We start from the raw sequence: 16,051 nt of genomic DNA, 5'->3' as shown, positions 1-16,051 counted from the left end.
ACAACACCAGAGGTGTTTTTCTAAAAAAAATAAAATCTGGTAATCATAGTGATCTGGAACCACCTGAAACCATATCGAACTCAGAAGTGAAACATTTCAACGCCAATGGTAGTGCAAGGTCTCCTTGTGTGAGAGTAGGACATTGCCAGTTTTTGTTTTTTTTAATTATATTTTTAAAATTTTTATATTCTTATTTATATCTATATTCTGTAAATGTATTATTTAATTTAATTATTTTTAGTAATAAGATTTTTTAGTAAAATATTTTATTACTATGTATAATATATTATGTTTAGGTATAATTTTTAGTTTATATTTTCACTCTAAGGTAATGTATAGATGTCCAAGATAAAAGGTAATGTAAAATGGTTTAATGAATCTAAAGGTTTTGGTTTCATTACTCCTGAAGATGGAAGCAAAGATGTTTTTGTTCATTTTTCTGCTATCCAAAGCAACGGATTTAAGACTTTGGCAGAAGGTCAAAGTGTTGAGTTCGAAATTACCGAAGGCGCAAAAGGGCCGTCAGCTGCTAATGTTGTTAGTGTTTAATTTAAACCGAAAAAAGTTTTATTATACTAATTGATTTAGTAGTACTTTTGCGGTGCGGAATATTATGATACCGCATCGCAAATTTAATTTATAAAACCATTCTAACTAAGTGAATTTTGCTTAATTCATTATATAAATTTTTTATTTGTTTAAAATTTTTAGCACAAATAGTTATAGAAATTGATAAATATGTTCCTTTATTACTAGATTTTATTTGAGGTGCGTAATCTCCAGGTATATGATTTTGTATAATTTTTATAATATTATTAGTCAATTCTGGTTGCGCTAATCCGATTACTTTATAAGTAAAAGTACAAGGGAATTTTAACATTTTTTTTAATTTATTTGTCATTTTTATATCCGAATAGTATATATATATATTATTTATATATTATATATTATATTTAATTGGATTTATAAAAAAATTATATAATTTTATTTAAAAAAAATTAAATTTTTTTAAATATTTTTAAATTTCTACTGTTATAAAATTTTTTAATAATTTTAAATACTTAAAATAATAAATAATTGTTAAGAGAATTTATATGTTAAGAATTTTTAATACATTAACAAAAAAAAAAGAAATTTTTGATTTTTTATTGAATAAGAAAATTAATATTTATGTTTGTGGAGTCACTACATATGATTTTTGTCATATAGGACACGCTCGTACATTTATTATATTTGATATTATCATACGTTATTTACAATATTTAGGATATAATACTTTTTATATAAGAAATATTACTGATATTGATGATAAAATTATTAATAAAGCAAAAATAAATAATGAATCAATTCATATTCTAGTTAATCGTATGATTAAATTAATGCATAAAGATTTTTTATCTTTAAATTTAATTAAACCTGATCAAGAACCTAGAGTTACACAACACATATCTAATATTATTTCTTCTATTAAGTTATTATTAAAAAATAATTATGCTTATGTTTCTGATAATAAAGATATTTTATTTAAACTTAATAATTTTAAGGAATATGGATTTTTATCTAATAGAATGTTTAATTGTTCAGAAAAAAATTTTACTACTATTAGTAAAGAAAAAAATTATATTAATAACATTAATGATTTTGTTCTTTGGAAACATAGTAATCAATTATCAATAGATACATGTACAAATTGGTCTTCCCCTTGGGGAGCTGGTCGTCCAGGATGGCATATTGAATGTTCTTCTATAATTAATAATTTTTTTAAAGATGGAGTAGTAGATATTCATGGAGGAGGGATTGATTTATTATTTCCTCATCATGAAAATGAAATAGCACAATTAAAAAGTATGAATAATTCTTTTTCTGTTAATTTTTGGATACATTCAGGTATGGTTATTAATAAAAATCATAAAATGTCAAAATCATTTTCTAATTCTGTTTCTATTCAATATTTATTGAAAAAATATGATTCTGAAATTATTAGATGGTATTTTCTTGCTACTCATTATAGACACCCACTTTATTATTCTGAAAAAAATTTATTAATGATGAAAAATATTTTTATTAAGATTTATAGATCTTTATTAGATTGTGTTGTAACTATTAATACAAAAATTGATTATGAATATCATTTAAGAAATAAAATAAAAAGAAAATTTTTTAGTGCAATGAATGATGATTTTAATACACCCAAAGCATGTAGTATTTTGCAAAAAATATCAAAATTAATTTACAAAAATAAAAAAAATAATACTTATTTAGCTAATATTTTAGCATCTGATTTAGTTTATTTAGGAAAAATTTTAGGTTTATTTCAAAATGATCCTAAAAATTTTTTTTTAAAAGATAATTTTTGTAATAAATCAACTGATTTATTAATTATAGTTGAAAAATTGTTTCATATGAGAAATTTTTATAGATCTAAAAAACAATGGAATTTATCAGACATTATTAGAAAAAAATTGTTTTGTTTAGGTGTTATTGTAGAAGATAATTCTTATTCTTCATATTATAGATTTATATAATTAAATATTTTTACATTATACACGCTTGTAGTGTATTTTCTAATAATGATACTACGGTCATAGGACCTACTCCTCCTGGTACTGGAGTAATATAAGACGTTTTTACTGAAGTAGATTTAAAATGTACATCACCAACAATTTTATATTTGTTTTTATTATACAAATAATTAATTCCAATATCTATTACAATAGCTCCTAGTTTAATCCAATGTCCATATAAAAAATTTGGTTGACCAATAGCAATCACAACTAAATCAGCTTTTTTAACATATGTTTTTATGTTTTTTGTATTTTTGTTTACAATTGTTACTGTACATCCCGCTAATAATAATTCCATATACATAGGTTTTCCAACTATATTAGATGATCCTATAATTACTGCATATAATCCATGTATATTGATTTTATATTTTTTAAGTAATGTAATTACTCCTTTAGAAGTACATGATCTAAATTGAGGATTATTTTGACATAAAGATCCTAAATTATAAGGATGGAAACCATCTACATCTTTTTTCGGATCAATACTGGTAATTATTTTTAAATAATTTATTTTAATAGGTAATGGTAATTGAATTAAAATACCATCAATACATTTGTTTTTGTTTAATTTTTTAATTAAATTAATTAATTCTATTTCTTCTATTTGATTTGATAAATGCCAATATATAGAAAAAAATCCTGCTTGATTACATGCTTCTCTTTTTTTATTAACATATATTAATGAAGCTGGATTATTTCCAATTACAATCATAGCTAAACCAGGAATTTTTTTTCTTTTTTTTTTTCTTTTTTCTATTTTTTTTTTTATTTTTTTTATAATTTTCTTTGAAATTTTTAATCCATCAAGAATTTTTGTTTCCATATTTTTTATATAACCTAATTTTTTTCTTTCTATTTTATAGAAATATTTTTTATTATTAATCTTATTTTTAGTAAAAATTTATTTATTGTTATTTAATCACTTATTTAGTATAATAATATAAATTTTTATTTATATAATTTTTAAGCGCTCTTAGCTCAATTTGGATAGAGCAACAGCCTTCTAAGCTGTAGGTTACAGGTTCGAATCCTGTAGAGCGCAAAAAAAATATATAATTATTTATTTATATTATTATTATTTATATTATAAATAATTTTTTTATTTACAATTTTAATTGATTGATTTGCATGTATTTCAATAAATTTTATTTTTTTTTTTTTTTTTATCCATTTAATTAATGGATTAGTATGTTTTTTGTATTCTTGTAATCTTATTTTTATGGTTTTCTCATTATCATCATTTCTAGAACATAATTTTTCTTGAGTTATATCATCTTTATTTTTTATTTTTGGAGGATTAAATATTTTATGATATGTTCGTCCCGAAGATGCATGAATTAATCTTCCTGTTATTCTTTTAATAATATCATCATATTTAATTTTTAAATATATTATATATTCTATGTTTATTTTTTTACTTAAAGATTTTGCTTGTTCAATATTTCTAGGAAAACCATCTAATATAAATCCATTAAAAAATTTTTTTTTTTTTATGTTTTTTTCTATTATTTTAATAATAAAAGAATTTTTAATTAATTTACCTTTATTAATTGTTTTTTTAATATATTTTTTTGTTTTTTTATTTTTTTTTATTTCTTTTCGTAGTATTTCTCCTGTAGAAATGCAAGGAATATGAAAATATTTTGATAATAATTGTGTTTGTGTACCCTTACCGCTACCAGGTGGACCTATCATAATAATACGCATTATAAAAAATTTTCCTTTATAAAAATTATTTTATTATACATCAATTTTAAATAAGTGATATTTTTATAAATAAAATTTTTATGATATAAAGAAATTGTTTATTCTTTGAATAAATTTATGTGGATTTTCTAAACTACCTTTTTCTGATAGAATTGATTGATCAAATATTATTTTTATCCAATTAGAAAAATCTTTTTCATTTTTTATTTTTTCTATTTTTTTTATTAATGGATGTAATGGATTAATTTCTAAAATATATTTTATTTTTGGAATTGGTTGTCCAGCAGCACTAAATATTTTTGCCATTTGTGTGCTCATATCATTGGTATCAGTTAATACTATAGCTGGTGTATTTTTTAAACGATATGTAATTTTTACATCTTTAACTTTATTTTTCAATATTTTTTTTGTTTTTTCAATAAATTCATTAAATGTGTTTTTTTCATTAGAAACATTTTTTTTTAATAAAAGACTATCTATAGTATCATCTAATTTACTTACTGATTGAAATTTTATATTATTAAATTCAGTTAAATAATTCATCATCCATTCATCAATTTTTTCAGATAATATTAATACATCAATATCGTTTTCTTTAAATATTTCTAAATTCGGACTATTTAAAGCTGATTTATAACTATCTGAAGTAATGAAATATATTTTTTTCTGATTTTTTTTCATGTTTTTTATATATTCATTTAAAGATAATGTTTGTTCTATGTTTCCTTTTTTTATAGAAGAAAAACGTAATAAATTAGATAATATAGTTTTATTTTCAGAATCTTCAGCTATTCCTTCTTTAATAATTATTCCGAACACATTCCAAAATTTTTGATATTTTTTAATATTATTTTCTGATAAATTATTTAGTATATTTAAAATACGTTTAGTTAATGATTTTCGTAAAATATGAGTAATTGAGCTATCTTGTAATATTTCTCTAGAAATATTTAACGGAAGATCCTGGGAATCAATAATTCCTTTTACAAAACGTAGATAATTTGGAAGAAATTGTGTTGCTTCATCCATAATAAAAACATGTTTAACATACAACTTTAAACCATGTTTGTTTTCTTGATGCCAAATATCCCATGTTGCTTTTTTAGGAATATATAATAAATTAATATATTCTTGTGTTCCTTCAACTTTATTATGACTCCAAAGTAATGGTTTTTCTGAATCATTAGTAAGATATTTATAAAAATCTTGATATTTTTTTTTAGTAATATTATTTTTATTAATTGTCCATAATGCTTGTGCTTTGTTAATTTTTTCCCAAGAAATTGTTTTTGTTTTTTCGTCGTAGTTTTCTATTTCTATTGGTATGGAAATATGATCTGAATATTTTTTTATAATATTTTTTATTTTCCAAATTTCTAAAAATTCTTTTTCAGAAGATTTTAATGATAATTCTACTATTGTTCCATGTTCTTCTTTAGAAATTTTTTCTACAGAATATTTTCCTTTACCTTCTGATATCCAAAGTGTTCCAATGTTTTTTTTTTCTTTTGCATGTCTTGTATAAACAGAAACAGAGTTGGAAACAATAAAAGATGAATAAAATCCTACTCCAAATTGTCCGATAAAATCATTTTTTTCTTTTTTTTCAATATTTTGAATTTTATTTAAAAATGATTTTGTTCCTGATTTTGCAATTGTTCCTAAATTTTTTATTACTTCCTTATATGTCATACCTATACCATTATCAGAAATAATAATTTTTTTTTCATCTTTTTTAATGGAAATTTTTATTTTAGGTGTATATAAATTTTCTCTATATTTTTTTAAACTATATAGTTTTTCAAATCTTATTTTTTCTATTGCATCTGATGCATTAGATATTAATTCTCTTAAAAATATTTCTTTATTTGAATATAAAGAATGAATCATTAGATGTAGTAATTCTTTTACTTCTGATTGAAATGTATGTGTTATTTTATTTTTATTATTCATATTGAATACCTATTAAAATATAGATAAATAATTTGTTTTATAAATTATTTAATTTTTATATATTATATCTGATTTTTTGTCATATGTTTTATATTATTTGATATATTTTATTCATTATGAAATGGGGTTTTTAATATAATTTTTTTTTTTTGTAATTCTGTTATTTTGTTAACAGCATTATTTATAGCTGATGTAATTAAATCTTGAATTAAAATTTTGTTTTTTTCATTCCAAATTTCATCATTTATTTTTGTTTTTCTACAATTATAATTACCATTCATAAAAATAGTTACCAAACCAGCACCTGATTCTCCTTTTATTTTCGTCATTTTTATATCTTTTTGTATTTTTTCCATTTCTTTTTTCATGACTTGTGCTTTTTCCATTAACTCATTGATTTTTTCTTTTGTATACATGTTATTTATCCAATTTTAAATTTATTTTAAATTATTTTACTTATAGAGATATCTGTATTTTTTTATTAGTTTCATTAATTATTTTATTAATTATATAAAATAATTATTTTTTTTCTTTTATATACTGAAATATTTGAAATAACATTATTTCAAATCCAATTTTAGGACTTGGTGAATTATTTAAATAATGTTTTCCTTGAAGAAGAATTTTACAATAAAATTGTAAATCTTTAAAGGAAATTTTTTTAGATAATATATAAACTTTTTGTTTATATTTGGATATTTTATTATATTTTTTTTTTTTTTTTTGATTAATTTTTATTAAAGAAATTTTATGAAAAAATATAATTAAAGATGATACTATATTAGAATATTGTATACCAATTTTTTCTGCATTATTTAATATATTAAATATTTTATTAAAATCATTATTAATTATTTCTATAGCTAGTTTTAGAACATTTTTTTTATCAAGTATTCCTAATAATTTAAATATATATTTTTTTTTTATTTCTGTTTTATTTTTTACTGAGGATCTAATAAATTCAAGAGTATTTAAAGCATTTCTAATACTACCTTGAGAAGTATTAGAAATAATTTTTAATGCTTCTTTTTTAATTTTTATATTTTCTTTTTTTGTGATTTTTTTTAAAAAGTTATATATATTATGCAGTGTAATATATGATAGTTTTATATGTAAACATCTAGAAATTATTGTTTTTGGTATTTTATGTATATTTGTTGTAGCTATATATATCTGAATATATTTTGGTGGTTCTTCTAGTATTTTTAATAAAGCATTAAAACTATGTTTAGATAACATATGAACTTCATCAATTAAATAAATTTTAAATCTACCACACATAGGCGCGTATTTAGTAGTATCAAGCATGATTTTAATATCATCTACTTTAGTTTTAGATGCTGCATCTAATTCTATAAAATCTAAAAATTTTCCTTTTTCAAGTGATAAACAATTTTTACATTTTCTGCATGGTATAGATGTAATTCCAATTTTACAATTTAAGCATTTTGCTAAAATTCTAGCTATAGTAGTTTTTCCTACTCCATGCATTCCTGAAAGTAACCATGATTGATGAATTTTTTTAAAATTAAGACTATTTTTTATCATTTTTACAGTATATTTATGTCCTATAATCTGATTAAAATTTTGTGGTCTCCATTTATTAGATAAAATTTTATATTTCATTTTTTTCACTTTAAAGTAATAATGTTTTTATTGATTAATTTTATTTATTCCTATATAATATTTATTATAAGTATATAGATAGAAATTTTCTACATATTTATATATTACACTCTTGTTAATGATATAACGCTATAAGTTTAAAAAAATGGTCAGGTCTGGGAAGAAGCAGCCAACTTAAATAAGTAGGTGTTATTGTTTTTATTGACAAGAGTGTATACAAAATATTTTATTTTTTTTTCTTGTTATTATTTTGATGTATATACATGTTGTAGTATATTTTTTTTTTTTTTAATAATTTTTTATGATTACCCATTTCAATTATTTTTCCTTTATCTAACACTATAATTAGATCAGCATCTACAATTGTAGATAATCTATGAGCAATAATAATTACAGTAGATTTTTTTCTAATATCTGCTAAAATTTTTTGTATTTTTTGTTCAGATTCTGAATCTATACTAGCAGTAGCTTCATCAAATATTAATATTTTTGGATTTGATATTAGTATTCTTGCAATACCTATTAACTGTTTTTGTCCTTGAGACAGAGAATTTCCATTTTTTTCTAAAATTGTTTTATATCCTTTTGGTAAATTTTCTATTAGTTCTTTTAATTGACTTTTGTATAAAGCTTTGATAATTTTTTTTTTTTTTATTTTTCTATTTAATGAAACATTTTTAATTAAAGAATCATGTAAAATAGTTGGTTCTTGTTGAACAAAAGAAACATTTTTTCGTAATGTACAATTTGAAATTGTATTAATTTTTTTATTATCTAATAATAATTCTCCTTTTTGAATTGGATAATGTCCTAATATTAAATTAGATAATGTTGTTTTACCACTTCCAGTTTTACCGACTAATGCTATATAACTTTTATCTTGAATTTTTAAAGTAATATTTTTTAAAATTTTTCTTTTAGTATTAGGGTAATTAAAATACACATTTTTAAAATTTATTTTTCCTGTTTTAAACATTGAATAATTATTTCCGTATATTTTTATTGGGGAATCAATAAATTTAAATATTCTTTCAAAAGAAACAAGAGCTTGTTGTAATAATGATTGTTGATTAATAATTGTAACTAAAGGTTCGTTTAAATATCTTAAATAATTAATAAATGTATGTAGTATACTCATTTCTAATATTTTATTTGGAAAAGCTTTTGTAATAAATATAATTGATGATAAAATAATAGAAGAAATTATATTTAATAACGGTCTTAATAATAACCCATCAATTTTTAATGTTTTTATTTTATAAATATAATAATTATTATTAATATTATTTATTTTTTTAATAAATTTTTTTTCTTGATTAAATTGTTGAATAACTGATATTCCATTAATAATTTCATTAATTGTATTATTAAATTTAGATATAAGAAGTTTTGTTTTTTTAATAATTGGTTTACTTAAATATTGATGTATTATCATAATAAGTATAATTGATGGAGCTATAATAGAACTAATCAAAGCCATTTTCCAATCTAAAATAAACATAGATATTAATATCATACTAAATAATATAATGCTTTTTAAAAAAGAAGACAAAATAGTTTCATAAAATTCTTTTACTGATTCTGTATCATTTGTAATTTTTGTAACTATAGAACTAATTGGTTTTTGATCAAATATTTCCATAGGTTGTTTTAATGCAATAAACATAATATTTTTTCGTATTTCTTTAATAATACTTGTTGATATTTTAGTAAAATAAATAGTATAAAAATAACAAAAATATGAGGTTAATATTTGTAATATCATAAAAGAAAAAATAAGATATAATATAGGTTTTAGCTTAATAATACGATATTTAAGTATATTTTGAATAAAATTACTTAATATAATGGGACTTAATATTTCTGTTATTGTTGATAACATAATAAATACACATGAAATGAATAATAAAGATTTTTTTTTAGAATAGTATGATAATAATCTTTTTATTAGTTTCCATGAAGAATATTTATTTTTTTTCATTTTTTTTTCCTTAATATATAAAAATATATTTTTATATCTTATATTTTTGATAATTATACATATTACGATACCAATTATTTTCAGATAATAGTTTGTTATGTGATCCTTTTTGTAAAATTTTTCCGTTTTTTAAAACAATAATTTTTTTAAATTTTTTCAATATTGATAATCTATGTGTAATTACTATTGTGGTTAATTGATATTTTTTTGTGTGTTTATAAATATTTTTTATTATTTTTCTTTCTGTATTATGATCTACAGATGATAAAGGATCATCTAATATGAAAATTTTACAAGGAAACAGAAATGCTCTGGCTATTGTGATTCTTTGTTTTTGTCCTCCTGATAATTTAATACCTTTTTCTCCAATATTTGTTTGATATCCTTTAGGTAATTTTTTTATTTCAGAATGTATACATGCCAATTTTGCTGCATATTTTATTTCTTTAAATGTAGCTTTTGAATTTCCAAAAGAGATATTATTTAAAATATTGTCAGAAAATAAAAATGGTTGTTGATTAACAATTGAAATAATATTACGCCATTTTTTAATTGGTATATTTTTAATATTTTGTTTATTATAATTAATATATCCATTTGGTATTTCAAAATATCTTTGAATATCGAATAAAGTCGATCCTGTAGGTCCACATATACCTAAAGTTGTTTTATTAGGTATCTTTATTTTTATGTTTTTTAATGAATTTTTATTTCTATTTGGATAATAAAATTTTTTTATTTTTATTTTTAAATTGTTTTTATTATAATTAATGTTATATTCTTTTTTTTTGTTTTTTTTTTTTTTCATTTCAATAATTTCATATATTCTTTTTAATGATACTTTTCCTCTACTAAGAATATTAAACATCCATGCAAATGCTAATATAGGCCAAATCATAGATCCTAAATATAAAATAAAACTAGTTAATTGACCAAAAGTTATTTGTTTTTTTGAAATTAAATAACTTCCACCTAAGATTGCAAATAAATTAGACAAAGCAATAGAATTATGAATGATAGGTTCAATTTTAGAATCAATTTTAGATACTTGAAAATCTTTTTTTTTTACTAAATTATTTATTAAAGAAAATTTTTTTATTTCTGATTTTTCTAATCCGAAATTTCGTATCATTTTTATATTATTTAAACTATCTTGTGCTTGATTATTTAATAAAGAAAAATATTTTTGTGATTTTTGAAAATTTTTATATAACTGAATTCCATATCCTTTTATTACATACGCCATAATAGGCATTGGAATTAATGAAAATACAGTTAATTTCCAATTAGTTTGTATACACATCATAAAAAATATTGAAAACCCAACTATAATTGAATCAATAATAGTTAATATACCTTCTCCAGTAGAAAATACTACTCGATCAATATCATTTGTAATTCTAGTAATTAAATCACCATTTTTATATTTCGAGAAAAAATAAAAATCTTTTTTTAATAGTGATTTACAAAATTTTTTTCTTAATTCTGAAGTTAAATTATAAGATGTACTAAATAATAAAATTTTCCAAAAATATCTTAGTATATAAATTATTATAGATATAAAAATTATTTTTAATAATTTTAGAAATACATTATATGTTGATATTTTATTATTTAAAATTAAATCAATAGTAATACCAATAATTTTTGATGGTAATAATTGTAACAATGTTATACAAATTAATATTACGATTGTTCCTATATATTTTTTCCATTCCTGAAAAAAATACCATTTTAATTTTTTAAATATTTCCATAATTTTTCCTTATTTTATAAAAAATGAATTTTTTTTTTTTGAAAATAAAGTAAATAATTAATTTTTTTTTAAATAAATTAATTTTATTTAAATACTAAAATTTATTTTGTTTGATTAAAATTCAGAATAATTTTTGATTTTTTATATAAACTATTTAAAATATTATTAATTGTTTTTGTTTTTAAATATTTTTTTATATTTTTAATAATGGTTTTTTTTTCATTTTTTTCAATTTTTTTAAAAAATTCTTTTTTAATGATAATTAATTCATATTTTTTATTTTTTTGTTTATATAATAAATATATATAATGATTTTTTTTTATTGGAGGTAAATTATTAAGTATTTGCATTATTTCTTCATAATTTTGTCTTGATAATGTTTGACTATTATATAAATATACAGAATTTTTTTGTAAAAATTTTTTTTTTTGATTCATTGGTGTTAAAAAGAAATCTTTTATTTTTAAATAATTTTTTTTGTTTTTTTCTTTAAGATTTAAAATATTTAAAATTTTTTTATATATTGTTTTTTTATTTTGTAGTTTTTTTGAGGTATATGAGTGTATCTGTAGTAAATAAATATCATTATTTTTTTTTTTTATAAATATGGATTTTTGAATTATTTTGAATAGATTTTTTATAAAAAAAATTTTTTTTTTATATACATCCTTAAATTTTTTAAATATTTATGTTTCATTATATTTTGATAATTAATTGGTTTTGTTTTAAATATTTTTATGTTTTTTTTAATAAATAAATTTTCTAATTTTTTATTTTTTATTTTTATTGTGTTATTAATAGATTGTTTAAAAAATTTTTTTTCAAAAAAATAATTATTATTTTTTATTTTTTTTATTATTTTAGTATTTTTAATATTATTTTTATTTAACTTGGATTTATAAATTGAATCTAGAAAAAAAATAAAAAAATTTTTTTTATAAAATATTATTTTCGAATAATCTTTATTTTTTTTTAATTTTAATTTTTTGATATAATTCGGTACTTTTTTTTTATTTATCCAGCCTAAAGATATTAAATTAAAGTTTTTATTTAAATTATTGAATTTATATGATTTTTTTTTTTTTTTTTGTTCTTTTAATTTGTTTAATAAAAATTTTGCATTTTTTAAACTATTAGTTTGTAAAATTTTATATTTTTTATATTTTTTTTTTTATTAATGTTTTTTAAATAAAAATTAATGAAATTATTTTTTATATTACTTATTTTTTTTTTTTTTTTAAATGAATTATTTTTATAATACAAGATTCTGGGTAATAAAATTTTTTTTTATTTAATAAAAAATATTTTTTTATTTTTGATTTATTTTTTTTTTTTTCTAATTTGTTTAATTTAGTATTAAAATGAATTACTTGTATGTTTTTTCTTTCAATAATTTTTTTTAATTTATTATGAATTTCTTTTTTTAGTAGAATAATAGATTTAGATAAGAGTTTTATAAGATATTTTACAGATATTTTTTTTTGTAATGAATTTATATATTCATTATGTGTGTATTGTATATAATTAATAAATTTTAAATATTTCTTATAATTGATTTTTTTTTTTTTTTTAAAATTTTTTGAAGAATATATAATTTTTTTAATGTTCTTTTTTGAAATATAAAAATTTATATCTTTAATGTATTCTTTTAAAAGAGATTCGTTTATAACATCTATAATTATTTGTTGAAAAATATATTTTTTGTATTCTTCTTTAGATATTATTTTTAAAAATATTTCTTTAATTGTTTTATTTTGTTTTTTTTTTATTATTTTATAAATTAATTTTAATACTTCAGGATATATTTTTTCTTGATTTACTGTTAAGATCGGTAATGATCTTTTTTGTATAAAAAAACTAGATAAACTACTTAATATTATTGAAGATGTAATAACTATAGTAATTATTATTAAAATTTTTTTTTTATAAAAATTTTTTAAAGATGATTTAATCATTTTAACCTTATTGTTTACTAATTTATAGTTTTATAAAATAGAATTTTCATAGCTAGTAAGAATATGTATTCTAACTAGCTAAGTTGTATAAAGATAAACTTTATTCAATTTTTTCTTCACATTGTTATTTATTTATATGTCTTATATAAGGATTTTTTTCTAAAGCTAGAATAAAAATTTCTTCTATGTTTTTTATTTTATGTATATATAATTTAGAGAGTATATTTTTAGGTATTTCAGATAAATCTTTTTTATTTCCATAAGGAATAAACACTTTTTTTACACCACCTCTATGAGCAGCTAACAATTTTTCTTTAAGTCCACCAATATTTAATACTTTTCCTCTTAATGTAATTTCTCCAGTCATAGCAATACATGATAAGACAGGATTATTTGTAAGACAGGATACTATAGCTGTACACATTGCTACTCCTGCACTAGGTCCGTCTTTTGGTGTTGCTCCTTCTGGTACATGTATATGTATATCATTTTTATTATAAAAATTTTTTTTAATATTTAATTTATTAGCTTGTGATCTAACAACTGTTAAAGCTGTTTGTATAGACTCTTGCATAACTTTTCCAAGAGATCCAGTGTATATCAATTTTCCCTTACCTGGTACACATGAACATTCAATAGTTAATAGATCGCCCCCCATTTCTGTCCATGCTAGTCCTACTACTTGTCCAATATGATTTTTTTTATTTGTTTTCCCATATTCATATTTTTTTATACCTAAATATTTTTTTAAATTTTTTTTATTTACCACAATATCACTAATTTTAGTATCTAATAATATTTTTTTAACAGATTTTCGACAAATTTTTGAAATTGCTCTTTCTAAATTTCTTACTCCTGATTCTCGAGTATAATATCTAATTATATCTGTAAAAGCGTTATCTTGAATACATAATTCTTTTTTCTTTAAAGCATTTTGTTTCATTTGTTTTGGTTGTAAATATTTTTTAGCAATATTTATTTTTTCTTCTTCAGTATATCCAGACAATCTTATAATTTCCATTCGATCTAATAATGGTGTTGGTATATTCATAGTATTAGATGTAGCAATAAACATAACTTCTGATAAATCATAGTCAATTTCTAAATAATGATCATTAAAAGAATTATTTTGTTCTGAATCTAGTACTTCTAGTAATGCAGCGGCTGGATCAATACGTATATCAAATGCCATTTTATCTATTTCATCTAGTAAAAAAAGAGGGTTTTTTACACCTGATTTTACTATTTTTTGCATTAATTTTCCTGGCATGGAACCAATATAGGTTCTCCTATGTCCTCTTATTTCAGCTTCATCTCTAATTCCTCCTAATGCCATACGTATATATTTTCTTCCTGTAGCACGTGCAATAGATTTTCCTAAAGAAGTTTTTCCAATTCCTGGAGGACCAACTAAACATAAAATTGGACCTTTTATTTTTCTTTTTCTATTTTGAACTGCTAAATATTCTAAGATATTTTCTTTGACATTATTAAGTCCAAAATGATCATTATTTAATATTTTTTGAGCAATATGAATATTTTTTTTTATTTTACTTTTTTTACACCAAGGAATTTGTATTATCCATTCAATATAATTTCTTACTACTGTAGATTCAGCTGATAAAGGTGACATCATTCGTAATCTTCTTAATTCATTCTGTGCTTTTTTTTTTGCTTCTTTAGGCATTTTTGCTAAATTTATTTTTTTTTTTAATTTTTCATGTTCATCAATAGAATTTTCTATATCACCTAATTCTTTTTGTATTGCTTTAATTTGTTCAGTTAAAAAATATTCTCTTTGATTTTTTTCTGTTTGTTTTTTAATTCTATTTCTTATGCGTTTTTCTATATTTAATAATTCAATTTCTGATTCCATAATTCCTATTAAAAATTCTAAACGTTTATTAGTATTAAACATTTCTAATAGTTTTTGTTTATCTTTTGTTTTTAAAGGCATTTGATATGCTAATATATCGCTAAATTTTTCAATATCTTTAATTTTTTTTAATTTATCTAATGTTTCTAATGAAATTTTTTTATTTAATTGAATATATTTTTTAAATTGTTTTATTGTTGTTTTTATAAGTACTGTTTTTTCTTTTTTTTCAATTTTAATAGGCTTAATAAATTTTATATTTGCTAAATAATAATTATTATTTTTTTTTATTTTTTCTATTTTTGCTCTTTTTTTTCCCTTAACTAAAATTTTTACAGTTCCATCTGGCAAATTTAATATTTGTAAGATTTTTGCTATAGTACCAATTTTAAATAAATCATTTTTTTTTGGATTTTCTATAGTTGGTTCTTTTTGTGTGATTAAAAGTATTTTTTTATTAGTTTGCATAGAAAATTCTATACATTTGATTGAATTTTTTCGACCAATAAATAAAGGAGTAACCATATACGGATAAATTACAATATCCCGTAAGGGTAATATTGGAATATCAACATTTTTAGAATACCCAGCATTCATATATATCTCTCTATTAGAATTTTAAATATATAT

The 16,051-nt window shown here is 19.2% G+C and carries 13 protein-coding genes, 1 tRNA gene, 1 rRNA gene and 1 other RNA gene; 5 read left to right on the top strand and 11 right to left on the bottom strand.

Annotated elements, in window-relative coordinates:
* The first annotated feature begins 35 nt into the window (after positions 1 to 35).
* A 5S ribosomal RNA gene (gene rrf, locus BCC_RS01580) occupies positions 36 to 151 on the top strand.
* A 188-nt stretch (positions 152 to 339) separates the two neighbouring features.
* Positions 340 to 549: a transcription antiterminator/RNA stability regulator CspE gene (cspE, locus tag BCC_RS01575; protein WP_011672684.1), complete on the top strand. Its 210-nt coding sequence runs from the start codon at positions 340 to 342 to the stop codon at positions 547 to 549.
* 88 nt (positions 550 to 637) lie between these two features.
* Here cspE and ybeD read toward each other — a convergent pair whose 3' ends face one another.
* Positions 638 to 901: a DUF493 family protein YbeD gene (gene ybeD / locus BCC_RS01570; RefSeq protein WP_011672683.1), complete on the bottom strand. Its 264-nt coding sequence runs from the start codon at positions 899 to 901 to the stop codon at positions 638 to 640.
* Between the two features lie 193 nt (positions 902 to 1,094).
* On the opposite strand from ybeD, the gene cysS reads away from it, so the two are divergent.
* Positions 1,095 to 2,525, top strand: coding sequence for a cysteine--tRNA ligase (gene cysS / locus BCC_RS01565; RefSeq protein ID WP_011672682.1), 1,431 nt, complete (start codon positions 1,095 to 1,097; stop codon positions 2,523 to 2,525).
* A gap of 10 nt (positions 2,526 to 2,535) precedes the next feature.
* Here cysS and folD read toward each other — a convergent pair whose 3' ends face one another.
* A complete protein-coding gene (gene folD, locus BCC_RS01560) occupies positions 2,536 to 3,390 on the bottom strand; it encodes a bifunctional methylenetetrahydrofolate dehydrogenase/methenyltetrahydrofolate cyclohydrolase FolD (RefSeq protein WP_011672681.1) in 855 nt (284 codons plus the stop codon).
* A 144-nt stretch (positions 3,391 to 3,534) separates the two neighbouring features.
* On the opposite strand from folD, the gene BCC_RS01555 reads away from it, so the two are divergent.
* A tRNA-Arg gene (locus BCC_RS01555) sits at positions 3,535 to 3,609 on the top strand.
* Between the two features lie 14 nt (positions 3,610 to 3,623).
* On the opposite strand, the gene BCC_RS01550 is transcribed toward BCC_RS01555, so the two are convergent.
* From BCC_RS01550 to dnaX, 4 genes are all read right to left on the bottom strand, one after another.
* On the bottom strand, positions 3,624 to 4,262 hold the full coding sequence (locus tag BCC_RS01550) for a nucleoside monophosphate kinase (RefSeq protein ID WP_236607826.1): 639 nt from the start codon (positions 4,260 to 4,262) through the stop codon (positions 3,624 to 3,626).
* A gap of 90 nt (positions 4,263 to 4,352) precedes the next feature.
* Entirely contained in the window at positions 4,353 to 6,227 is a 1,875-nt protein-coding gene (htpG, locus tag BCC_RS01545; RefSeq protein ID WP_011672679.1) for a molecular chaperone HtpG, read from the bottom strand.
* Between the two features lie 107 nt (positions 6,228 to 6,334).
* The gene (locus BCC_RS01540; protein ID WP_011672678.1) at positions 6,335 to 6,643 is read right to left on the bottom strand and encodes a YbaB/EbfC family nucleoid-associated protein; all 309 of its coding nucleotides are present in this window, start codon (positions 6,641 to 6,643) and stop codon (positions 6,335 to 6,337) included.
* Between the two features lie 103 nt (positions 6,644 to 6,746).
* Positions 6,747 to 7,853 (bottom strand): DNA polymerase III subunit gamma/tau, encoded by a 1,107-nt coding sequence (dnaX, locus tag BCC_RS01535; protein ID WP_011672677.1) that lies wholly within the window; start codon positions 7,851 to 7,853, stop codon positions 6,747 to 6,749.
* A gap of 113 nt (positions 7,854 to 7,966) precedes the next feature.
* Between dnaX and ffs the strand changes: the two genes are divergently transcribed.
* Positions 7,967 to 8,063, top strand: an RNA gene (gene ffs, locus BCC_RS02090) — signal recognition particle sRNA small type.
* 16 nt (positions 8,064 to 8,079) lie between these two features.
* On the opposite strand, the gene BCC_RS01530 is transcribed toward ffs, so the two are convergent.
* From BCC_RS01530 to lon, 5 genes are all read right to left on the bottom strand, one after another.
* Complete coding sequence (locus BCC_RS01530; RefSeq protein ID WP_011672676.1) at positions 8,080 to 9,834, bottom strand: ABC transporter transmembrane domain-containing protein; 1,755 nt, start codon at positions 9,832 to 9,834, stop codon at positions 8,080 to 8,082.
* A 31-nt stretch (positions 9,835 to 9,865) separates the two neighbouring features.
* Complete coding sequence (locus BCC_RS01525; protein ID WP_011672675.1) at positions 9,866 to 11,590, bottom strand: ABC transporter transmembrane domain-containing protein; 1,725 nt, start codon at positions 11,588 to 11,590, stop codon at positions 9,866 to 9,868.
* 101 nt (positions 11,591 to 11,691) lie between these two features.
* Entirely contained in the window at positions 11,692 to 12,027 is a 336-nt protein-coding gene (locus BCC_RS01520; protein ID WP_041749142.1) for a hypothetical protein, read from the bottom strand.
* 783 nt (positions 12,028 to 12,810) lie between these two features.
* Complete coding sequence (locus BCC_RS01515) at positions 12,811 to 13,545, bottom strand: SurA N-terminal domain-containing protein (RefSeq protein WP_041749141.1); 735 nt, start codon at positions 13,543 to 13,545, stop codon at positions 12,811 to 12,813.
* A gap of 124 nt (positions 13,546 to 13,669) precedes the next feature.
* Complete coding sequence (lon, locus tag BCC_RS01510) at positions 13,670 to 16,018, bottom strand: endopeptidase La (protein ID WP_011672674.1); 2,349 nt, start codon at positions 16,016 to 16,018, stop codon at positions 13,670 to 13,672.
* Positions 16,019 to 16,051 lie beyond the last annotated feature (33 nt).

Source organism: Buchnera aphidicola BCc, from assembly GCF_000090965.1.
Lineage (GTDB): Bacteria > Pseudomonadota > Gammaproteobacteria > Enterobacterales > Enterobacteriaceae > Buchnera_F > Buchnera_F aphidicola_F.
The sequence above is the reverse complement of the archived record's forward strand: the minus strand, read 5'-3'. Positions and strand labels throughout refer to the sequence as shown.

Excerpts from the sequence above, each read along its gene's own strand:
- ybeD (WP_011672683.1), bottom strand. The coding sequence starts at position 901 with ATGACAAATAAATTAAAAAAAATGTTAAAATTCCCTTGTACTTTTACT.
- cspE (WP_011672684.1), top strand. The coding sequence starts at position 340 with ATGTCCAAGATAAAAGGTAATGTAAAATGGTTTAATGAATCTAAAGGT.
- dnaX (WP_011672677.1), bottom strand. The coding sequence starts at position 7,853 with ATGAAATATAAAATTTTATCTAATAAATGGAGACCACAAAATTTTAAT.
- BCC_RS01525 (WP_011672675.1), bottom strand. The coding sequence starts at position 11,590 with ATGGAAATATTTAAAAAATTAAAATGGTATTTTTTTCAGGAATGGAAA.
- BCC_RS01540 (WP_011672678.1), bottom strand. The coding sequence starts at position 6,643 with ATGTATACAAAAGAAAAAATCAATGAGTTAATGGAAAAAGCACAAGTC.
- BCC_RS01515 (WP_041749141.1), bottom strand. The coding sequence starts at position 13,545 with ATGATTAAATCATCTTTAAAAAATTTTTATAAAAAAAAAATTTTAATA.
- lon (WP_011672674.1), bottom strand. The coding sequence starts at position 16,018 with ATGAATGCTGGGTATTCTAAAAATGTTGATATTCCAATATTACCCTTA.
- cysS (WP_011672682.1), top strand. The coding sequence starts at position 1,095 with ATGTTAAGAATTTTTAATACATTAACAAAAAAAAAAGAAATTTTTGAT.
- folD (WP_011672681.1), bottom strand. The coding sequence starts at position 3,390 with ATGGAAACAAAAATTCTTGATGGATTAAAAATTTCAAAGAAAATTATA.
- htpG (WP_011672679.1), bottom strand. The coding sequence starts at position 6,227 with ATGAATAATAAAAATAAAATAACACATACATTTCAATCAGAAGTAAAA.
- BCC_RS01530 (WP_011672676.1), bottom strand. The coding sequence starts at position 9,834 with ATGAAAAAAAATAAATATTCTTCATGGAAACTAATAAAAAGATTATTA.
- BCC_RS01520 (WP_041749142.1), bottom strand. The coding sequence starts at position 12,027 with ATGAATCAAAAAAAAAAATTTTTACAAAAAAATTCTGTATATTTATAT.
- BCC_RS01550 (WP_236607826.1), bottom strand. The coding sequence starts at position 4,262 with ATGATAGGTCCACCTGGTAGCGGTAAGGGTACACAAACACAATTATTA.